18 protein-coding genes are annotated in these 18,098 nt (G+C 74.5%); 9 read left to right on the top strand and 9 right to left on the bottom strand.

The annotated features are described in order from the left end of the window. Nucleotides 1-144: 144 nt before the first annotated feature. Complete coding sequence (locus LCD33_RS25325) at nucleotides 145-471, bottom strand: hypothetical protein (RefSeq protein ID WP_224960424.1); 327 nt, start codon at nucleotides 469-471, stop codon at nucleotides 145-147. 177 nt (nucleotides 472-648) lie between these two features. Here LCD33_RS25325 and LCD33_RS25320 point away from each other — a divergent pair, with 177 nt between their 5' ends. Beyond that, nucleotides 649-1,587, top strand: coding sequence for an MBL fold metallo-hydrolase (locus tag LCD33_RS25320; RefSeq protein WP_224969008.1), 939 nt, complete (start codon nucleotides 649-651; stop codon nucleotides 1,585-1,587). 175 nt (nucleotides 1,588-1,762) lie between these two features. Here LCD33_RS25320 and LCD33_RS25315 read toward each other — a convergent pair whose 3' ends face one another. Beyond that, nucleotides 1,763-1,978, bottom strand: coding sequence for a hypothetical protein (locus LCD33_RS25315; protein WP_224960427.1), 216 nt, complete (start codon nucleotides 1,976-1,978; stop codon nucleotides 1,763-1,765). 130 nt (nucleotides 1,979-2,108) lie between these two features. On the opposite strand from LCD33_RS25315, the gene LCD33_RS25310 reads away from it, so the two are divergent. After that, complete coding sequence (locus LCD33_RS25310; protein WP_224966115.1) at nucleotides 2,109-2,951, top strand: helix-turn-helix transcriptional regulator; 843 nt, start codon at nucleotides 2,109-2,111, stop codon at nucleotides 2,949-2,951. Continuing rightward, nucleotides 2,948-3,139 carry a DUF397 domain-containing protein gene (locus LCD33_RS25305; RefSeq protein ID WP_224960429.1) on the top strand — a complete coding sequence of 64 codons (192 nt, stop codon included), beginning with the start codon at nucleotides 2,948-2,950 and terminating at the stop codon, nucleotides 3,137-3,139. Before LCD33_RS25310 ends, LCD33_RS25305 begins: the two co-directional genes overlap by 4 nt. Before the next feature lie 111 nt (nucleotides 3,140-3,250). On the opposite strand, the gene LCD33_RS25300 is transcribed toward LCD33_RS25305, so the two are convergent. Next, nucleotides 3,251-4,258 carry a YafY family protein gene (locus LCD33_RS25300; RefSeq protein WP_224960430.1) on the bottom strand — a complete coding sequence of 336 codons (1,008 nt, stop codon included), beginning with the start codon at nucleotides 4,256-4,258 and terminating at the stop codon, nucleotides 3,251-3,253. Nucleotides 4,259-4,351: 93 nt separating this feature from the next. Here LCD33_RS25300 and LCD33_RS25295 point away from each other — a divergent pair, with 93 nt between their 5' ends. The 5 genes from LCD33_RS25295 to metG all read left to right on the top strand — a co-directional run bounded on the left by LCD33_RS25295 (nucleotide 4,352) and on the right by metG (nucleotide 9,598). After that, nucleotides 4,352-4,912 (top strand): DinB family protein, encoded by a 561-nt coding sequence (locus LCD33_RS25295; protein WP_224960431.1) that lies wholly within the window; start codon nucleotides 4,352-4,354, stop codon nucleotides 4,910-4,912. 24 nt (nucleotides 4,913-4,936) lie between these two features. Beyond that, nucleotides 4,937-6,028, top strand: coding sequence for a winged helix DNA-binding domain-containing protein (locus LCD33_RS25290; protein ID WP_224978354.1), 1,092 nt, complete (start codon nucleotides 4,937-4,939; stop codon nucleotides 6,026-6,028). Between the two features lie 119 nt (nucleotides 6,029-6,147). After that, a complete protein-coding gene (locus LCD33_RS29090) occupies nucleotides 6,148-6,276 on the top strand; it encodes a hypothetical protein (RefSeq protein ID WP_255615711.1) in 129 nt (42 codons plus the stop codon). After that, a complete protein-coding gene (locus tag LCD33_RS25285) occupies nucleotides 6,273-7,508 on the top strand; it encodes an NAD(P)/FAD-dependent oxidoreductase (protein ID WP_224960434.1) in 1,236 nt (411 codons plus the stop codon). Before LCD33_RS29090 ends, LCD33_RS25285 begins: the two co-directional genes overlap by 4 nt. Before the next feature lie 371 nt (nucleotides 7,509-7,879). Next, on the top strand, nucleotides 7,880-9,598 hold the full coding sequence (gene metG, locus LCD33_RS25280; RefSeq protein ID WP_224960436.1) for a methionine--tRNA ligase: 1,719 nt from the start codon (nucleotides 7,880-7,882) through the stop codon (nucleotides 9,596-9,598). Nucleotides 9,599-9,810: 212 nt separating this feature from the next. Here metG and cobA read toward each other — a convergent pair whose 3' ends face one another. Beyond that, a complete protein-coding gene (gene cobA / locus LCD33_RS25275; protein ID WP_224960438.1) occupies nucleotides 9,811-11,055 on the bottom strand; it encodes a uroporphyrinogen-III C-methyltransferase in 1,245 nt (414 codons plus the stop codon). A 334-nt stretch (nucleotides 11,056-11,389) separates the two neighbouring features. Here cobA and LCD33_RS25270 point away from each other — a divergent pair, with 334 nt between their 5' ends. Beyond that, entirely contained in the window at nucleotides 11,390-11,659 is a 270-nt protein-coding gene (locus LCD33_RS25270) for a DUF1876 domain-containing protein (RefSeq protein ID WP_224960439.1), read from the top strand. A 40-nt stretch (nucleotides 11,660-11,699) separates the two neighbouring features. On the opposite strand, the gene LCD33_RS25265 is transcribed toward LCD33_RS25270, so the two are convergent. The 5 genes from LCD33_RS25265 to cobO all read right to left on the bottom strand — a co-directional run bounded on the left by LCD33_RS25265 (nucleotide 11,700) and on the right by cobO (nucleotide 18,064). Next, nucleotides 11,700-13,016: a cobalamin biosynthesis protein gene (locus tag LCD33_RS25265; protein WP_224960440.1), complete on the bottom strand. Its 1,317-nt coding sequence runs from the start codon at nucleotides 13,014-13,016 to the stop codon at nucleotides 11,700-11,702. After that, nucleotides 13,013-14,218, bottom strand: a complete 1,206-nt coding sequence (locus tag LCD33_RS25260) for a bifunctional cobalt-precorrin-7 (C(5))-methyltransferase CbiE/decarboxylating cobalt-precorrin-6B (C(15))-methyltransferase CbiT (protein WP_224966118.1) — start codon at nucleotides 14,216-14,218, stop codon at nucleotides 13,013-13,015. Before LCD33_RS25260 ends, LCD33_RS25265 begins: the two co-directional genes overlap by 4 nt. 93 nt (nucleotides 14,219-14,311) lie before the next feature. Beyond that, nucleotides 14,312-15,871, bottom strand: a complete 1,560-nt coding sequence (locus LCD33_RS25255) for a cobalt-precorrin-4/precorrin-4 C(11)-methyltransferase (protein ID WP_224978353.1) — start codon at nucleotides 15,869-15,871, stop codon at nucleotides 14,312-14,314. Between the two features lie 190 nt (nucleotides 15,872-16,061). Next, nucleotides 16,062-17,453: a cobyrinate a,c-diamide synthase gene (locus LCD33_RS25250; protein ID WP_224966120.1), complete on the bottom strand. Its 1,392-nt coding sequence runs from the start codon at nucleotides 17,451-17,453 to the stop codon at nucleotides 16,062-16,064. After that, the gene (gene cobO / locus LCD33_RS25245) at nucleotides 17,450-18,064 is read right to left on the bottom strand and encodes a cob(I)yrinic acid a,c-diamide adenosyltransferase (protein ID WP_224963240.1); all 615 of its coding nucleotides are present in this window, start codon (nucleotides 18,062-18,064) and stop codon (nucleotides 17,450-17,452) included. The genes LCD33_RS25250 and cobO overlap by 4 nt, the downstream gene beginning before the upstream one ends. Nucleotides 18,065-18,098: the final 34 nt, after the last annotated feature.

Raw genomic sequence — 18,098 nt, 5'->3', positions numbered from 1 at the left:
CCCCCCCCCACACCCCTCCGTGTGGGGGCGGGGGGGCTGCTTTTTTTTATCCCCCCCCGCGGGGCGGGGGCCCCCCCCCCCCCCCCCCCCCCCCCCCCCCCCCCCGGGGGGGGGGGGGGGGCCCGTTCCGCGCGGGCGGTCGGGTCAGCTCTGGCCGATGCCCGAGCCGCCGCCGCTGTCGCCGATGCCCGACCCGTTGTCGTCACCGCTGTTGCCGATGCCGGAACCGCCGCCGCTGTCGCCGATGCCGGAACCGCCGTCGCCCTGCGCCAGGGCGATCGTGCCCACCCCGCCCGAACCGGGCACGGTGCCGTCGCTGGTACCGCCGGAACCGGGCGTGGTCTCGTCGGCGTCGCCATTGCCGGGGACGGTCTGGTCCGGCGGCGGGTCCGCCGCCAGCGCCACCGCCGGGGCCGCCACCGCGACACCGCCCGCCAGCACCAGCGCACCGAGGAACTTCTTCACCTGCACGACACGGCCTCCTCACCTGTCCGGCTCACCTGGCCGGGAAATCGGAGCGTAGAGCCGGAGGCCGGGTGACCGGACGAATTCCGCGCGTGCCGGGTACCGCTGCGGCATTCCCCCCACGAACCCCTCCCCGGCGGCGGGGCCGAGATGGTCTCCGGGCGACCGGTGCACACTGCTCGCATGCACACGAACGACACGCAGCCCCGCCTCGAACCGCTCGCCGACGGGGTGTGGGCGTGGGTGCAGCCGGACGGGACCTGGTGGGTGAACAACGCCGGGGTGATCGCCGGGGACGACGGGCTGCTCGTCGTCGACACCTGCGCCACCGAGCAGCGCACCCGCCGGTTCCTGGACGAGATCGCCCGCACCGCACCGGATTCGCCGATCCGGTGGGCGGTGAACACCCACGAGCACGGCGACCACTCCTACGGCAACTCGCTGCTGCCCGCCGAGACCGTCCTGTTCGGACACGAGCACATGCGGTCCGCGCTCGCCACCGACCCGATGATCGACGGTTGCCCGCCGTTCTGGTCGCCCGTCCCGGACTGGGGGAACGTGGTGCGGCGCGTGCCGTCGGTGACCTTCCGGTCCGAGCTGTCGGTGCACGTCGGCGGCCGCACCGTCGAGCTGCGCCACCCCGGCCACTCCGCGCACACCGGCGGCGACGTGGTGGCCTGGCTGCCCGAGGAACGCGTGCTGTTCAGCGGCGACCTGCTGTTCCACGGCCTCACGCCGCTGGTGTTCATGGGCTCGCCCGCGGGCGCTGCGCGGGCGCTGGACTGGATCGCCGAGTTCGAGCCGCGGCGCGTGGTGCCCGGGCACGGCCCGGTGATCGAGGCCGCGGACCTGCCGGGCGTGCTCGCCGAGCACGAGCGCTACTACCGGCTGGTGCTGGACCTCGCGAAGTCCGGGGTGGACGCCGGGATCCCGCCGCTGGAGGCCGCGCAGGACGCCGACCTCGGCGAGTTCGCGGACTGGGCCGACGCCGAGCGCATCGTCGCGAACCTGCACCGCGCCTACGCCGACCTGACCGGCACCTCGCCCGACGTGGCCGCCGCCCTCCGCGAATCCGTCGCATGGCGCGGCGCCCTGATGGAGACCTCCGTCAACACCGCCTGACCCGCCACCGGGTCGGGGGGGGGGGGCCGCCCCCCCCCGGGGCCCGGCCGGGCCGCCGCGCGCGGGGCGGGGCGCAGGGCGACCCGGCCGGGAACCGGCCCACGCCCGGTCGGGGGTCGGGGACGCGGGCCGGTCCGGCCCTCGGGCGGTCGGCACCGAGGGCCTGCTGGAAATCTCAGGCGGCTTCCGGCGTGGGGCGCGGTTCTCGGCCGTTCACGTCCGAAGCGCACGGGTCGCACATCCCGCGCGGCCGCTCCGGGCGCCCGAGGCGGCGGTGCACCCGGCCGCGGATCACGTGGCCGCAGCGGGCGATCGGCCGTGCGCCACCGGTGCGCAGCTCCACCACGTGCCACACCGATTCCTGCTCCGAGGCCATGAACACCCGTGCCATCGATCGCTCCATTCGTTGTCGCCATCCCACTCCCGCCTGTGCAAGAACTATAAACCTGTGCATGCACAACGCGGCAAGATCTCCTTCGGGTGAAGCGGGGACAGGACAGGGCTCTGGCTAGGATTTGTGCATGCCCAGCACAGCCGACACACCTCGAGCGCGACAGCTCGGAGCGGAGCTGCGCGCAGCGCGCAAAGCAGCAGGTTTGTCCACCAGCGAACTGGGGACTCGGCTCGGGCGAAGCCACACCCATGTTTCCCGTTGGGAGAACGGCAAACTGACGCCGCGCGAGGCCGATGTCGGCGCCGTGCTGGGAATCCTCGGCGTCACCGGCGACGAGCGCGAACGCCTGTTGCAACTCGCCCGGGATGCCGGAGATCCGAACTGGGTAGCGCCAGGAGTCGGCAAACAGCTGACCGTGCTGACCGAGTACGAGCGCACCGCTCAGCGCATCACCGATGTCGAACCACTGCTCATCCCAGGACTGCTGCAGACCGGCAACTACGCACGTTCGATCATGCGCGGAGCGGGCGCCACCCGCGGCGAAGCGGACAAGCGCGTGACCTATCGACTGGGACGCCGAGATGTGCTCAGCCGCCGCACACCGGTCGCCTTGAACGCGATCATCGGTGAACACGCCCTCCGCTATCCGCCGTGCGAACCCGCCGTGATGGTCGAACAACTCCGACATCTCTCGGAGTGGGTTCAGCGGGACAACGTCGAGGCCCAGGTCCTGCCGCTCGGTGGCGGATATTCTCCCGCGCTCGAAGGCCCGTTCGTGCTGATCGAATTCAGTCGGGACAAGCCGGTGGTGCATCTCGAGCACTACCGCTCCAGTACGACCATCACCGATGCCAAGGACGTGCAGGACTACCAGAACGCAGCCGAGAGACTTCGCGGGATGGCGATGAGCCGCGAAGCCTCTGCGGCTCTCGTCGCTGAGATCACCGATCAGATGGAGAAAGAGAAATGAGCAAGGCCTTCCGCTGGCGGAAATCGAGCTACAGCGGCAACCAGACCAACTGCGTCGAGATCGGGCGCGCGGACGGCCGGGCCGCCATCCGCGACACCAAGAATCGCGCGGCCGGGTACTTGGTCACCGATCTTCCGCGGTGGTCCGAGTTCCTCACCGCGGTGAAGACCGGGCGCTACGACCGCTGACACCACGGACGGCCTCGGTGGTGGCCCCGGCTCGCGGGGTCACCAGCCGAGCTCGCCGTCCGGCTCCTGGAAGGTGCCGGTGGGGCCGCGGCCCGGTGGTGGCCATCCCGTTCACGACTTCGGCGCTCTCCTCGACGGGACGTCCGCCGCCGGTGGCGGTGCGGCCGGTGGCTGGTCGATCGCCGCCGCGCAGCGGCGCCCCAGGTCGGCGACCGCGGCGCGCAGCTCCGGCGGCCCGACCACCTCGAAGTCCACCCCGAACCGCGCGATCGCCACCGCCAGCCCGGACCACGACCAGGAACCGGCCAGCAACCGGCAGCGGCCCTCGTCGAGCGGTTCCACCAGGTCGTCCGACAGGAACTCGGCGACCTCCTCCGCCGGTCGGTGCAGCACCACCTCCCCGCGGCACGGCCAGCCCTGCGCGCCCCGGAACTTCTCGGTGATGAACCGCGCCACGTCGCCCCCGGGCACCTCGCGCGGCGCGAAGCGCGGCCCCGTCGGCGTGCGCGGCGCGATCCGGTCGGCGCGGAAGGTGCGCCAGTCCGCCCGGTCCAGGTCCCACGCCACCAGGTACCAACGCCCGCCCCAGGTGATCAGGTGGTGCGGCTGCACCCGCCGCGGCGGTCCCTCCCGCCTCGGGTGCAGGTAGTCGAAGCGCAGCTCCTCGCGGGCGTGCACCGCGGCGCTGAGCGCCACCAGCACGCCGCGCTCCACCCGCACCCGCGCCTCCGGCTGCGGAACCGCGGTCACCCGGACCGTGTCCACGCGGTGCCGCAGCCGGGCGGGCAGCACCTGGCGGATCGTGTGCAGCGCGCGCTGCGCCGCCTCCTCCAGCCCCGCCCCCGAGGTGCCGGCGAGCTGGAGCGCGAGGGTGAGCGCCACGGCCTGGTCGTCGTCGAACAGCAGCGGCGGCAACTCGCTGCCCGCGCCCAGCCGGTAACCGCCGTCCGGCCCCTTGATCGCCGCGATCGGATAACCGAGCTCCCGCAACCGGTCCACGTCGCGGCGCACCGTGCGCGGGCTGACGTCGAGGCGTTCGGCGAGCAGCGCGCCCGGCCAGTCCCGGCGGGCCTGCAGCAGGGACAGCAACGACAGCAACCGCGCGGAGGTCTTCGGCACGACCCCATAGTGCCCGGAGAAGCGGACGCGTCCTGGCCGCTACCGGTGTCAAGGTGGGGCCCACGACGACGAAGCACCACCGGAAGGACCACCGTGACCACCACCCTCGACGCCGAGCGCGCCGACCTGCTCGCCGAGCTCGACGCCGCCCGCACGGCGCTGATCACCACCACCGACGGGCTGGACGACGAGCAGCTCGGGCTGCGGCCGACGGTCAGCGAGCTGTGCCTGGGCGGTCTGATCAAGCACGTGACGTCCGTGGAGCGCAACTGGGTGCGCTTCATCCTCGAAGGCACCTCCGCGATGGCCGTCGAACTGCCCGACGGCGTCACCTGGGAGGACCTGATGGCGGGGACGGCGACGACGCTGCCGCAGCGCATGATCGAGTTCCAGGAGGAGTTCCGGATGCGGCCCGGCGACACCCTCGCCGACGTCCTCGCCCGCTACCAGGAGGTCGCCGCGCGCACCGCGGAGGTCGTGTCCGCGCTGCCCGACCTGAACGTCGCGCACCCGCTGCCGGAGGTGCCGTGGAACCCGCCGGGCGAGGTGCGCAGCGCGCGCCGGGTGCTGATCCACGTGATCGCCGAGACGACCCAGCACGCCGGGCACGCCGACATCCTGCGGGAGACCATCGACGGCCGCCGCGGCTTCTGATCCCTCCCGCGAACAGGACACGAGATGACCGTCCTCGGAACCCGCGCGCTCAACCGCGCGACGCTCGCCCGGCAACTGCTGCTGGACCGCGCCGACCTGCCGGTGGCGGCGGCCGTGGCGCACCTGTGCGGGATGCAGGCGCAGGAACCGCAGGCCCCGTTCGCGGGACTGTTCGCCCGGCTGCGCGGATTCGACCCCGGAGAGCTCTCCGACCTGCTGGTGCGGCGGAGGCTGGTGCGCACGCACCTGATGCGCCGCACCGTGCACCTGCTCACCGCCGAGGACGCGCTCGGCTGGCGGTCCCGGCACGACGCGATGCTGCGGCAGCGCGGCCTCGCGGCCTACCGCCGCGACTTCGACGGGATCGACCTGGACGAGCTGGCCGCCGCGGGCCGGGCGGCGCTCGCCGACGGCGAACCGCGGACGATGGCCGAACTGGCCGGGGCGCTCACCGACCGCTGGCCGGGCCCGTCCCGGCGGGCGCTGGGCGAAGTGCTGGTGGCGGCGCTGGTCCCAGCGGTGCAGCTCCCGCCGCGCGGGTTGTGGCGCAGCGGTGGCGGGGTGCGGGTGGTGCCGCTCGCGGACTGGCTGGGTCGCGAGGTCGACCCGCCGTCGCCGCCGGGTTCCGATCCGGTGGGGCGGGAGCTGGTGCGCCGCTACCTGGCCGCGTTCGGCCCGGCGGCGACCGCCGACGTGCGCGCCTGGTCGGGGCTCGCCGGGCTGCCGGGCGCGGTGGCCGAGCTTCGCCCGGAACTGGTGTCGTTCCGCGACGAGCGGGGCCGCGAGCTGCTCGACCTGCCGGACGCACCGCGCCCCGACCCGGACGTGCCCGCACCGGTGCGGTTCCTGCCCGCGTTCGACAACGCGGTCCTCGGCTATCACGACCGGAGCCGGATCGTGGCCGACGAGCACCGCGGCCTGTCCGTGGCGGGCGAGCGGGTGGTGCTGGTCGACGGCAGGGTCGCGGGAACCTGGCGGGCGGAGGCGGACGCGCTGCGGGTCGATCCGCTGCGCCGCCTCACCGCCGCCGAACGGTCCGCCGTCGCCGACGAGGGCCGGGAGCTCGCGCTGTTCCTCTCGGCCGGACAGCACGACGACGTGCACCTCCCCAGGTGAGCGGCCCGCTCGACCAGCGCCACGGGGCGAACGGGCCGCTCACCTGACATCCAGAGGTGGTCCAAGCCGCTTCGCATCCCGTGGTGACGCCGGAACCCGTCGAGGGGTAAGGAAGAAGCATGGAGATCACGATCGACGAGAACGGCGTCGTGGTGCTGCTGGACAGCGCGCCCCCGCCCGAGGTGCACGAGACGGTCCGGGCGGCCGCGGCCGGGTGCCCGGCAGCGGCGATCCGGGCCCGCGGATGAGCGCCGGGCGCATCGCGGTGATCGGCGCCTCCGCCGCCGGGCTCACCGCGGCGGAGCAGCTGCGCCGCAGCGGCTGGGACGGGGAGATCGCACTGGTCGGCGCGGAACCGCACCTGCCCTACGACCGGCCGCCGCTGTCCAAGCAGGTGCTGTCCGGCGCGTGGGAACCGGACCGCACCGGGCTGCGCGCCGCCGACGCGCTCGACGGGCTCGACCTGGACCTGCGGCTGGGTACCCGGGCGACCGGGCTGGACGTGGCCGATCGCCGGGTGCTGCTCGGCGCGGACGCGCTGGACTGCGACGGGGTGATCATCGCGACCGGTGTCGCGGCCCGCGCGCTGCCGGAGCAGTCGCCGGGGGCGCACGTGCTGCGCACCCTCGACGACGCGCTGGCGCTGCGCGCACCGCTGGCGTTCCCCGGGCGGCGGCTGGTCGTCGTCGGCGCCGGGGTGCTCGGCGTCGAGGTCGCCGCGGTCGCCCGCGAACTCGGGCACGAGGTGGTGCTGGTCGCGCCGGAACCGGTGCCGATGGAACGCGCCATCGGCGCCGAAGCGGGCGCGCTGCTGGCCGCCGCGCACCGGGCGCACGGCGTCGAGCTGCGGCTCGGCGAATCCGTCGCCGGGCTCGTCCACGACGAGGGCCGCACCCGCGGCGTGCGGCTGGCCGGTGGCGAGGAGATCACCGGGGACGCGGTGCTGGTCGCGATCGGCTCCACACCGGCCGTGGACTGGCTTGCCGACAGCGGGCTGGACCTCGCCGACGGCGTCGGCTGCGACGAGTTCTGCGCGGCGGCCCCCGGTGTCTACGCGGCCGGGGACGTGGCGCGCTGGCCGCACCCGGTGCTGGGCCGCCCGGTCCGGGTGGAGCACCGGATGAACGCCACCGAGCAGGGCATGGCGGCCGCGCGGAACCTGCTGGCCGAACTGGACCCGGAGCGCTTCGGGGAGCGGAGCCCGTTCGCCCCGGTGCCGTATTTCTGGTCCGACCAGTACCGGTTCAAGGTGCAGGCGTTCGGCGACCTGGCCGAACCGGACGAGGTGCGGCTGCGCGTGCTCGACGGCGCCGATCCGGCGGCGCCGAAGGTCGCGGCCCTCTACCGCCGTGGCAGCACGGCCTGCGGGGCGCTCACCATCGGTGTGCCCCCGAAACCCACCCGCACGCTCCGGACCCTGGTCGCCGACCCGCGGCCGTGGGACGAGGCCGTCACCGCGCTGGAGGCCGTCCCCACCTGATCCCGCCCCGGAACGGCCCGTTCGACCAGCGGTCGAACGGGCCCCGGGGACGGCGAACGGGAGGCGCACCGGCCAGCACCTCGCGCACGTCCCGCACCGGCAACGGCCGCGACCGGTTCGTCACCGACCTCGGCGACCTGGGAGATCGAGCAGCCCGGCGCACCGTCCTCCCCCGTGCGGTGACCAGCACCCGCCCGGCCGGACGACCCCCTCGCGGACCGCGTCCGGCGGGGCGAGGGCGAGCCGTGCCGACGATCCCGTGCCGGTAGCATCTCCCTGGTCAACGGTGTTCGTCAGCACCCATGCGCGCGCCGGCGTCGGCCGGATTCAGCGGGGTCTGCACCGAAACAACGCTATTGGAGCATTCTCGAATGACCCGCCACCTGGTAACCAGTGCGCTCCCGTACATCAACGGCATCAAGCACCTGGGCAACATGGTCGGCTCCATGCTCCCCGCCGACGTCTACTCCCGGTACTTGCGCCAGCGCGGGCACGAGGTGCTCTACATCTGCGCCACCGACGAGCACGGCACCCCGGCCGAGCTGGCCGCCGCCGACGCCGGGCTGCCGGTCGCGGAGTTCTGCGAGCAGCAGCACCGGGCGCAGGCCGAGATCTACCGCGGTTTCGAGCTCTCCTTCGACCACTTCGGACGCACCTCCTCGGAGCAGAACCGCGAGATCACCCAGCACTTCGCGCGGAAGCTGCACGAGCACGGCTTCATCGAGCAGCAGTCGATCCGGCAGGTCTACTCGCCCGCCGACGGCCGGTTCCTGCCGGACCGCTACATCATCGGCACCTGCCCGCACTGCGGCTACGAGAAGGCCCGCGGCGACCAGTGCGAGAACTGCACCCGGGTGCTCGACCCGACCGACCTCGTGGAACCGCGGTCGGCGATCAGCGGCAGCACCGAACTGGAGGTCCGCGAGACCAAGCACCTGTTCCTCACCCAGTCGAAGCTGACCGACGAGGTGGAGGGCTGGCTGGACGAGGCGAGCGGCGAGTGGCCGAACCTGTCCTCCTCCATCGCCCGGAAGTGGATCACCGAGGGGCTGCGGGACCGCTCCATCACCCGCGACCTCGACTGGGGCGTCCCGGTGCCCGCCGACACCTGGCCGGAGCTGGCCGCCGAGGGCAAGGTCTTCTACGTCTGGTTCGACGCGCCGATCGGCTACATCGGCGCCACCAAGGAGTGGTCCGACCTGGCGCCGGGCGAGCGGGACTGGAAGTCCTGGTGGTACGAGGCCGAGGACGTCACCTACACCGAGTTCATGGCCAAGGACAACGTCCCGTTCCACACCGTGATGTTCCCGGCGACCGAGCTGGGCACCCGCGAGCCGTGGAAGATGGTCGACTTCGTCCAGTCGTTCAACTGGCTGACGTACTACGGCGGGAAGTTCTCCACCAGCGACCAGCGCGGCATCTTCACCGACCAGGCACTGGAGCTGCTGCCCGCCGACTACTGGCGCTACTTCCTCATCGCGAGCGCGCCGGAGTCCGACGACTCCTCGTTCTCCTGGGAGCTGTTCGCCTCGGTGGTGAACAAGGACCTCGCCGACACCCTCGGCAACTTCGTGAACCGGGTGTTGTCGTTCTCCCGCAAGCGGTTCGGCGACCAGGTGCCCGCCGGGGACGCCGCCGGGGAACCGGAGCGGCGGCTCGCCGCGGAGATCGGCGGGCTGCTCGCCGACTACCAGACCCACCTGGAGGCCAAGCAGTTCCGCAAGGCCGCCCAGGCGCTGCGGTCCATGTGGAGCGCGGGCAACTCCTACCTGGAGGAGAAGGCGCCCTGGATCCAGATCCGCACCGACCAGGACGCGGCCGCGCTGACGCTGCGCACCGCGATGAACCTGATCTACCTGTACGCGGTGGTGTCCGAACCGCTGGTCCCGGGCGCGGCGAAGGCGATGCGCGCGGCGTTCGCCTCCGACGACCCGCAGCGCAGCTGGGTGTCGGTCGAGGAGGCGCGGTCCTTCGAGCTCGTCCCGGCGGGCACCGACTTCACCATCCCGCCGGTGCTGTTCGCGAAGGTCACCGAGGACGACCTGGCGGACTACCGGGCCCGTTTCGGCGGCGCCCCCGACGAGAGCTGACCCGCGCGGACGACGCCACGAACGGCCCACCAGCCCGGCAGGATCGGGTGGGTGGGCCGTTCTCATGCGGTCGGTGGTTCCCTCGCGGCGACGGCGCGCCGGCTGTCAGCTGTGCCCGAGCTCCGACGGCGTTCCGGCGGCCGACGGCGTTCGGGCGGTCAGAGGCGCTCCGACGGCCGCCATCGCTCCCGCGGCCGCCATCGCTCCGGCCGTCAGCGGCGTTCGGGCGGGGTGAGGTCGGCGACCGGGCCGACGATGATCACCGCGGGCGGGGCGACGTCGTGGGCGCGGACCGCGTCGGCGGCCTCGGCGAGCGTGGTGCGCACCGCCCGCTGGGTGCGCATGGTCCCCTCCTGCACGATCGCGACCGGCGACTTCGGGTCGCGGCCGTGCTCGATCAGCACCGCGGCGAACTCGCCGATGCGCTTGACCGCCATCATCAGCACCAGCGTGCCGCGCAGCCGCGCCAGCGCGGGCCAGTCCACCAGCGAGGTCTCGTCGTGCGGGCCGACGTGCCCGGACACCACCACGACCTCGTGCGCCACCCCGCGGTGCGTGACCGGCACGTCGGCCGCGGCGGGCACGGAGAACGCGCTGGTGATGCCGGGGACCGAGGTGACCGGCACCCCGGCGGCCACGCAGGCCAGCAGTTCCTCGTAGCCGCGGCCGAACAGGTACGGGTCGCCGCCCTTGAGGCGCACCACGAACTTCCCGGCGCGCGCGTGCTCCACCAGCAGTTCGTTGATCACGTCCTGGTTGGCGGCGCGGCCGTACGGGATCTTGGAGGCGTCCACGACCTCCACGTGCGGGCCGAGCTCCTCCAGCAGCTCGCGCGGGGCCAGCCGGTCGGTGATCACCACGTCGGCCCGGCCGAGCAGCTGCCTGCCGCGCACCGTGATCAGGTCCGGGGCGCCGGGGCCGCCGCCGACGAGCGCGACGCCCGGTGCGGGCCGCTCCGCGTGCTCGTCCACGACCCCGGAGCGCAGCGCGGTGACCAGCGCGTCCCGCACCGCGGCGGAACGCCGGTGCGCTCCCCCGGCGAGCACGCCGAGCAGCAGCCCGCCGTGCTCGGCGACGGCCGGGGTCACCGCGGTGCCCTGCGCGGCGTCGTCGGCGCGCACGCAGAACACCCGGCGGCGCTCGGCTTCGGCGGAGACGGCGGCGTTGACCTCGTGGCCCGTCGCGCACGCCACCGCGTACCAGGCGCCGTCCAGATCGCCGTCCGCGTACGGCCTGCGGTGCCAGGTGATCTCCCCGGTCTGGGCCATCGCCTCGACCGCGGGCGTCGCCTCCGGCGAGATGACCTCCACGCGCGCGCCCGCGCCGATCAGCCGGGGCACGCGCCGCTGCGCGACGCCGCCCGCACCGACCACCACCACCCGCCTGCCGGTGAGGTCGAGTCCCGCGAAGTAGTGGTGTTCGCCCGAGGTGTGCTGCGCAGATGAGTGCGTGGTCATGCCGTCCGTCGTTCGTGTCGATGTTCACCGCGGCGCCGTTGCCGTGGCCTGAGCGCGGGACGCCGCTGCGTCACCTCGACCCGTCGCCGGGTCCGATCCGCCGGGGCGGGGCGCCTGCCGAGCGCGGCGCCGGACCATCCTGCCACGGGGAGCCGCCGGGGCCGCCGCCGAACGATCCGGGGGGCGCCTCGACCGACCGCAGTATCGTCACCCGCCCCGGAACGGAGGTCAAACCTGCGGTGACCTCTCTCACCAGCGCAACCGCCTCCCGGACCGCTTTGCCGCGCGGTCCTCGGCGGCGCATCCTGGGGGCAGGCGAACCAGGGAGGCGGCCATGCACGCGAACCGGACGCTCACACTGGACATGCAGGTCGTCGAAGCCGGCATGAAGACCACCGCGGACGTCGGGATGGTCACCGGCGACGGCAGGGCGCTGCACGGGCACGGCGCCGCGCGGCGGCACCCGGACGACCCGGACGTCCCGCAGATCGGAGATGAGATCGCGCTCGCCAGGGCGCTGTTCGAACTCGGCCACAAGCTGCTCGACACCGCCGCGGAGGACATCGGCACCCGCCAGCACCGGCGCGTGCACCTCATGGCGTGAGGTCGCGGTCCCCGGTGCTCCCGGGGCGACGATCCGGCCGTCAGCCGCGCACGCCGGGGATCCATTCGGTGTGCACGGCCCGGCAGGCCGGTTCGTCCTGGACGGCGGCGCGCAGCGGTGCCGCGTCGTCCGTGCCGACGAGGGCCACGGTGCGGCCCCCGGCCGCCAGTTCGGCGGCGGCGAGCGCACCTTCCTCGGCGGACCCGACGCGGCGGGTCACGGCGCCCGGGTGCAGCAGGTCGCGGATCAGCTCCAGCTCCGGCGCCCCGCCGACGACAGCGGCGGCGTGGCGCAGTTCCGCGTCCGCGCGCGGGGTGCGCAGGTCCGCCAGCCCCGGGCCGAGACCGATCGTGGTGATCCGGCCGCGCGGGCGGATCCGGGCGGCGGCGACGGTGACGCCGTCGGCGCCCAGCTTCGGCACGACCAGCCGCACCTCGGCGTCCTCCCCGGCGAGCTCGCGGGCGGCGCGCAGCGCGGCGGCCTCCGCGACGGACGCGGTGCCCACCTCGGCCCGCACCCGTTCGCTCGGGTTCGGCACGTCCTCCTCTGCGAGCTCGGCCGCCGGGTAGGAGCGCAGCGGTAGCTCCTCGGCGTCCGCCGAGTGCCAGAAACCCAGGTCCTGCACCGCGTCCAGGATGCCGCGCTCCTCCGCCTTCGCCTCCGCGGTGGCGAACGCCCGGATCGCGCGCGGGTCCAGCCCGTGCTCCCGGTCGAGCCGGGACATCAGCCCGGTCACCGCGGTCCGCGACACGCCCCGCACGGCACCGACGCCCACCACCAGCGTCGGCGGGATCAACCGCACCACGCGGTCGCCGAGATCTTCCCCGGGCCGCCGGTCGTCGACCACCACCGTCCAGACCGGATCCTCCCGGTCCGGCGACACGTTCTCCGGCAGCGCGGGGAGCGGGAACCCGTGCGGGTTCACCAGCAGCACCGGTTCCTCGTCGTCGATCGCCCGAGCGCACCCGGCGAGATCACCGTCCGCGGTGGCCCCGAGCCGGTCCACGAGCTCGTCCAGCTCGGTGGCCGCCGCGCCCGCGGTGAGCACCGGGATCCGCCCCAGCACCTCCGCGATCCGCGGCGCGATCGCCTGCGCCCCACCGGAGACGGTGACGGCGAAGTGCTCGTCCACGCACACCACCTCCGGATCGGTGCGTTCGGCGCGCAGCAGCGGCGCGATCAGCCGCACCGCCGCGCCCACCGGCAGGAACAGCACCACCCCGTCCAGCGAGGACCACATCCGGCGCAGCGCCGGGCCCGGCCCGCCGTCGACCAGCACCGCGTCCGGCCCCCACCGGGCGGCCAGCTCGTTCGCGGTGCGCTGCTCCTGCGGGGTGCGCGGGAACAGACCGATCACGAGTCGGCCTTGCGGTGCCCGGACACCAGCACCACCGGTGCCGTGGGTTCCAGCTTGGAGCCGCCGTCGGCGAGCTCCACCAGCCTGCTGGCGGCCAGCTGCACCCCGCGGACCTGGTAGCCCGCGGTGCGCAACGCCTCCCGGGTCGGCCCGACTCGCTCCAGCTCGGTCAGCTCCACCACGATCCGCGCCGCGCCCGCGTGCGCGCAGGCCGCGACCACGTCCGGACCGCCACCGCCGACGAACACGCCGTCCGGTTTCGGCAGGTCCCGCAACGAGTCCGGCGCGGCCCGCTCCACGACCCGCACGTCCACGCCGTGCCCGGCGGCGTTGGTGATCAGCCGCACCACCTGGGTCTCGTCGGACTCGACGGCGATCGTGGCGGCGCCGAGCCGGGCGCACTCGACGGCGACCGAACCGGAGCCGGCGCCGACGTCCCAGATCAGCGCGCCGGGGCGGGCCGCGAGATCCGCCAGCGCCACCGCCCGCACCTCGGCGGGCGTCACTTCGCCGTCGCGGTGCGAGAACTCGTCCTCGGACAGCGCCCAGCCGTTCGCGGGCGGCAGGACCTCACCGCCGGCGAGCCAGCCCCGGGCGCCGACCTCCTTCGGTTCCGCCGCGCACAGCACCACCGCGTCCGGGCGCCAGCTGCGCTGCGCGGCCTCCTCCGGGGTGGCGGTGGTGATCTTCTCGCCCTCGCCGCCGAGGTCTTCGCCGACGACGAGCGTGCGCCGCCAGCCGGTCAGCCCGGAAGCCAGCCGCGCCGGGCCGGCCCCCGGGCCGCTGAGCACCAGCACCGCCGGTCGCGCCCGGCACAGGTTCAGCACGCGGGGCAGGTCGTCCTCGCTCGCCGCCGCCACCGGCACCGAGTCCCACGGCCTGCCGAGGCGGGCCATCAGCCGGGCCACGTTCGGCGCGGCCGGGGTGACGGCGCAACGCACCCCGCGCTCCCGCAACTCCCGCAGCACGCCGAAGAAACCAGGATCGCCGTCGACGAGCACGACCCCGGTCTCCTCGCCCGCCAGCGAGGTCAGCGCGCCCAGCGCCTGGCTCCACTGCGCGAGGTCCAGCGACCGGGCCTGCTGCGGGGCGTGCGCGTCGAGGTGTCTGCGCGAGCCCACCACGAGCCGCGCCGAACCCAGCACCTCGGCGGCGCCCGCGGGCAGCTCCGCCCCGTCGATCCCGATCACCGTGACCGTCACGTCTTCCACCTCGTCCTGCCACGCCGCTGCACCGGCCGGGCTCGCGGATCACGAGCCCGGTTCACCTTGCCACGTCTGGGGATGCGCTCGCGCTCAGCTCGACGCGTCACCCTTGTTCTTGGTCGACTTCGCGCCCCCGGTGCGGGTCCGGGTGCCCGCGGTCTTGGTCTGCGCCTTCGTCTGCGCCTTCGTTTGGGCCTTGGTCTGCGACTTCGCCCGGGTGCGGGTCTTCGCGGTGGCGCGGGGGGTGCCGGTGGTCTCCGCCGCCGAGGTGCGCGCGGTGCCCTCGGTCCCGGTCTGCTCGCCGGTCGCGGCTGCCGGCTCGGCGCCGCCGTCCGATCCGGTGCTCTCGTCCCCCTTGCCGGACGAACCGGCCGCTCCGGTCCCGGTACCGGAGTCGCGGACGACCGCGAGCGCGGGCCGCGCCGGTTCGCCCACTTCGGAGTCCGCGGTGGCCGGGTCCGGTGCGGCGGTCTCCGCCACGCGCACCGGCGCCTCGGTGCCCTCGGGTTCCGGGGATGCCGCGGTGGTCTCGGGCGCCGCGGCGGCCGCCGGTGCGGTCTCGGCTTCCGGCCCGCCCCCGAACAGCTCCGGCTGCGCCGGGTCCTCGGTGCGCCGCTGCCGCGCCTGCCCCCGGGCGGCACCGCGAGCGGCCTCCTGCCACTCCCGCACCGCCCACCAGGCGATGTTCGGCACCGCGGTCGCACCGTCGGAACCGCGCCCGGGCACCGGGTCGGGCGCGGGCGCCGCCGGCTCGGCCGCCGGTTCGGGCTGCGGGCGCTCGACGGCGGGGCCGGTGCCCACGTGGAACGCCGCACGCGAGCCGGGGACGTCCTCCTGGTCGGAGCCGGAGCGCTCGGCCGCGTCGTGCCGCCGCGCCGCCCGGTAGCCGCGGCGGCGCCCGGAGGTCTCGGTCCGGCGGTAGCCGGACTCGCCGTAGCCGCGGGACCGGCCGCTCGCGCCGAGCGCCTTGCCGACGAGGAACAGCGCGGTGCTCCACAGCTTGCGCTGCTTCACCGCCTGCTCCAGCTCGCCGACGGTGGTGCTCAGCAGCACCTCGTCCGGCCAGCTCACCTTGTAGGCGACGAGCACGGGCACCTCGTCGGCGCAGCCACCGGCGCGCAGCTCCTCCACCAGCTGGGCCGCGCGGGAGGCGGGCAGCGTCACCGCCATCGTCGCCTGGTGCCGCGCCAGTTCGCGCACCTGCTCGGCGTCCGGGTTCCCGGCGCCGAGGCGGGTGACCAGCACGGATCGCGCGGTGTCCGCGGTGGTCAGCTCGCGGCCGACGGCCGCGGCGGCGGCGGAGAAGCCGTTGACGCCGGGCACGATCTCCACGTCCAGCTCCATCTTGGCGCAGGCGTCGTGCTGCTCCTGCACGGAACCCCACAGCGCCGGGTCACCGGCGTGCAGCCGCACGACCCGCAGCTCGTCCCGCTCGGCGCGGCGGTACACCTCGACCGCCTGCTCGTGGGTGAGTTGGGAGGAGTCGAGCAGCTCCGCGTCGGGGCTCGCGTGCTCCCGCACGCATTCGGGGGCGAGCACGCTGGCGGACCACACCACGACGTCGGCTTCGGCGATGCGTCGCGCGGCGCGGACCGTGATGAGGTCCGCGGCCCCGGGTCCGGCACCGATGAACGAGATCCGGCCACTCACTGTTCGCTCTCCTCTTCCGCGTCACCGGTACGGCTCGCCGCGCCGAACCGTCCACATCGGACCACACCGAGGGAGGGGGCACCGGCTCGATGGCCAGGTCGGGCGGGGGATCGACCGGTCCGCTGGCACCGGAACCCCGTCGCCCACCGTGGCCGCACAGGTGACGACCGTACCTGTTGATCGCGGCGGGCTACACGGCCGTACCCGCACCGCCCGTCACCGTCCGGGAACAGCGGGTCACGAACCGCGACACCGCCTCCGGCGCACCGGCCGGATGGGTGTGCAGGTAGGAGGCGTGCAGCCCGCCGCGCACGAATCCTTCCGCGACGGCCGCGCCGTCCCGCCAGTACCAGGCGGGCTGCCCGCCGCTGCCCGGTTCGAGCCGGGTACGGTGGAATTCGTGGCCGGTGAACCGGGTTCCGGCGCTGCTCAGCGCGGAGTCGGTGGCGGCGACGGCATCCCGGTAGCCGAGGGTGAGCCGCGGTGACATCTCCGCGCGCGCCGGGATCACCCCGCACAGCGAGTGCCCGTCGAGCTCCTCGGCGAGGTACAGCAGCCCGCCGCACTCGGCGTGGATCGGGGCGCCGGTGGCCGCGAACCGGGTGATCTCCGCGCGCAGCGCGGAGTTCGCGGACAGCGCCGCGGCATGCTGCTCGGGGAACCCGCCGGGCAGCACGAGCCCGCGGGTGCCCGCGGGCAGCTCCTCGTCGCGCAGCGGGTCGAGCACCGCGACCTCGGCTCCGGCGGCGGTGAGCAGTTCGACGTGCTCGGTGTAGGCGAACGTGAACGCGGGCCCGCCCGCCACGGCGATCACCGGGCGGTCCGGGACGGGCACCACTTCGGCGGCGGCGTCCCACGCGGGCCCGTCCAGGGCGGGGGCGCTGCGGGCGAGCGCGATCACCGCGTCCAGGTCCACCCCGGACTCGACCGCGTCCGACATGGCTTCGACGGCGTCGGTGGCGGCGCCGCCGTGCTCGGTGGCGGTGACCAGCCCGAGGTGCCGGGACGGGACGCTGAGCCCGCCGGTGCGGCCGAGCGCGCCGAGCACCGGCAGTCCCACCGAGTCCGCCGCGTCCCGCAGCACCTGCTCGTGGCGCGGCGAACCGACCCGGTTGAGGATCACGCCGGCCAGCCGCACCCCGGGCTGGAAGCTGCGGAACCCGTGCAGCAGCGCGGCGATGCTCTGCGACTGCCCCTGCGCGTCGACGACGAGCACCACCGGGGCGCGCAGCAGGCCCGCGACGTGCGCGGTGGAGCCGAAGGCCGGTTCGTCGCCCGGACCCGGCCCGTCGATCTTGCCGTCGAACAGGCCCATCACGCCTTCGGCGACGGCCAGGTCGGCACCGGCGCTGCCGTGCCGGAACAGCGGCGCGATCCGCTCCTCCCCCACCAGCACCGGGTCCAGGTTCCGGCCGGGCAGCCCGGAGGCGACGTGGTGGTAGCCGGGGTCGATGTAGTCGGGGCCGACCTTGAACGGCGCGACCCGCAGCGACCGGCGGCGCAGCGCGCCGAGCAGACCGGTCGCCACCGTCGTCTTGCCCTGCCCCGAGCCGGGCGCGGCGATGACGACGCGCGGGCTCACCACTCGATGCCCTTCTGGCCCTTCTGCCCGGCGTCCATCGGGTGCTTGACCTTCGTGGTCTCCAGGACCAGGTCGGCGGCGTCGACGAGCTCCTGGGGGGCGTTGCGGCCGGTGATCACGACGTGCTGGTGGCCGGGCCGGTCGCGCAGCGTCCGGACGACTTCGCCGACGTCGATCCAGCCCCAGTGCAGCGGGTAGGTGAACTCGTCGAGGACGTACATGCCGTGCCGTTCCTCGCCGAGGCGGCGGGCGATCTCCCGCCAGCCTTCGAGCGCGGCGGCGGCGTGGTCCTCTTCGCTGCCCTGCTTGCGGGCCCAGGACCAGCCTTCGCCCATCTTGTGCCATTCGACGGGGCCGCCTTCACCGGTCTCGTCGTGCAGCTTGCCCAGGGCGCGGAACGCGCTCTCCTCGCCGACCTTCCACTTCGCCGACTTCACGAACTGGAACACCCCGATGGACCAGCCCTGGTTCCAGCCGCGCAGCGCGAGCCCGAAGGCGCTGGTGGACTTGCCCTTCATCTCCCCGGTGTGCACGAGCAGCAGCGGACGGTTGCGACGCTGCCGCGTAGTGAGACCGTCCTGCGGAACGACGTTCGGCTTTCCCTGAGGCATGACCCCAGACCCTAAGCCACCCCCAGGACCACCC

This window comes from Saccharopolyspora sp. 7B (genome assembly GCF_020177435.1).
GTDB lineage: Bacteria > Actinomycetota > Actinomycetes > Mycobacteriales > Pseudonocardiaceae > Saccharopolyspora_C > Saccharopolyspora_C gregorii.
The sequence above is the reverse complement of the archived record's forward strand: the minus strand, read 5'-3'. Positions and strand labels throughout refer to the sequence as shown.

What these genes read in the sequence shown, in the direction of transcription:
- LCD33_RS25310 (WP_224966115.1), top strand. Translation starts at nt 2,109, where the DNA reads ATGCCCAGCACAGCCGACACACCTCGAGCGCGACAGCTCGGAGCGGAG.
- LCD33_RS25290 (WP_224978354.1), top strand. Translation starts at nt 4,937, where the DNA reads ATGACCGTCCTCGGAACCCGCGCGCTCAACCGCGCGACGCTCGCCCGG.
- LCD33_RS29090 (WP_255615711.1), top strand. Translation starts at nt 6,148, where the DNA reads ATGGAGATCACGATCGACGAGAACGGCGTCGTGGTGCTGCTGGACAGC.
- cobA (WP_224960438.1), bottom strand. Translation starts at nt 11,055, where the DNA reads ATGACCACGCACTCATCTGCGCAGCACACCTCGGGCGAACACCACTAC.
- LCD33_RS25305 (WP_224960429.1), top strand. Translation starts at nt 2,948, where the DNA reads ATGAGCAAGGCCTTCCGCTGGCGGAAATCGAGCTACAGCGGCAACCAG.
- LCD33_RS25285 (WP_224960434.1), top strand. Translation starts at nt 6,273, where the DNA reads ATGAGCGCCGGGCGCATCGCGGTGATCGGCGCCTCCGCCGCCGGGCTC.
- LCD33_RS25270 (WP_224960439.1), top strand. Translation starts at nt 11,390, where the DNA reads ATGCACGCGAACCGGACGCTCACACTGGACATGCAGGTCGTCGAAGCC.
- metG (WP_224960436.1), top strand. Translation starts at nt 7,880, where the DNA reads ATGACCCGCCACCTGGTAACCAGTGCGCTCCCGTACATCAACGGCATC.
- LCD33_RS25320 (WP_224969008.1), top strand. Translation starts at nt 649, where the DNA reads ATGCACACGAACGACACGCAGCCCCGCCTCGAACCGCTCGCCGACGGG.
- LCD33_RS25315 (WP_224960427.1), bottom strand. Translation starts at nt 1,978, where the DNA reads ATGGCACGGGTGTTCATGGCCTCGGAGCAGGAATCGGTGTGGCACGTG.
- cobO (WP_224963240.1), bottom strand. Translation starts at nt 18,064, where the DNA reads ATGCCTCAGGGAAAGCCGAACGTCGTTCCGCAGGACGGTCTCACTACG.